1 pseudogene is annotated in these 874 nt (G+C 65.1%); it reads right to left on the bottom strand.

Features of this window, described 5'->3' with window-relative positions:
* Positions 1-51 precede the first annotated feature (51 nt).
* A pseudogene (locus QCE79_RS33075) lies at positions 52-874 on the bottom strand (hypothetical protein); the annotation flags it as partial.

Consider the following 874-nt stretch of genomic DNA (forward strand, 5'->3'; position numbering starts at 1 on the left):
AGACTGAAGACGAACTGTCCAAGCGACATCATCATGACGACTCTCCGGTGCTCACGAACGGTCCAGGAGGCTTGAGCCCAAGCGCGACTGCTTCGCGCGCTCACGGCGATCGAGCTCAGCCGCAACGGCTCGCGCGATGGCTTGCGCGCCCATGCCCGGCTGCGGATAGATGTTGATCGTGACCGCATCGGTAGCGTTCCTTGCCGCACTACCCGCTGCCGTCGCCGCCAATGGTCCGCGCGTGTCGATCGGCACGCGCGGACGTGTCAGCGCGACGGTAGGCTCAACAGACTTGATGAGCTGCGGCACTGCCGCGATCGCAGGGGATGCGAACGAGCTTGCCGCGACCGCCGCCAAGCCGACGGCCGCGCGTGCGACACGTCCCTGAGCGCGGTCGGTGCCGAGCGCCGCGCCCTCTCCAACGAAGTGGCCCAGTGCGCTGAAGACGCGACTTGGGCTATGGATGCCGAGCTTCTCCTTGAACCAACCGACAGTCGAGCTCGCCACGTTCATGATCGAATCCTTGACCGACCCCATGCTGCTCGTGATGCCGCTCACCAGGCCAGAGATGATGTTCGCTCCGATCGCTGCCATCGACGCTGGAAGGGCTTTGAGCCAGGCTACGCCGCCGGCGAACGTCGATCGGATATGCGCCCAGAGCGATGACGCGCTTGATTTGATGGTGTCCCAGTGCGTGTAGATGGCGTACGCAGCGACGGCGACAATCGCGACAAGGGCCGTGATTGCAAGCCCGATCGGGCTCATCAACAGCGCACGCCCGGCGAACATGGCGGCAGAGCCAAACATCCGAAACGCGCCGACGGCAAGCCCCAGCCCTCGCGTCAAGAGACCGCCCTTCATGCCGAGCACCGCC

The sequence above is a fragment of the Caballeronia sp. LZ003 genome, assembly GCF_031451465.1.
In the GTDB taxonomy this organism is placed as follows: Bacteria; Pseudomonadota; Gammaproteobacteria; order Burkholderiales; family Burkholderiaceae; genus Caballeronia.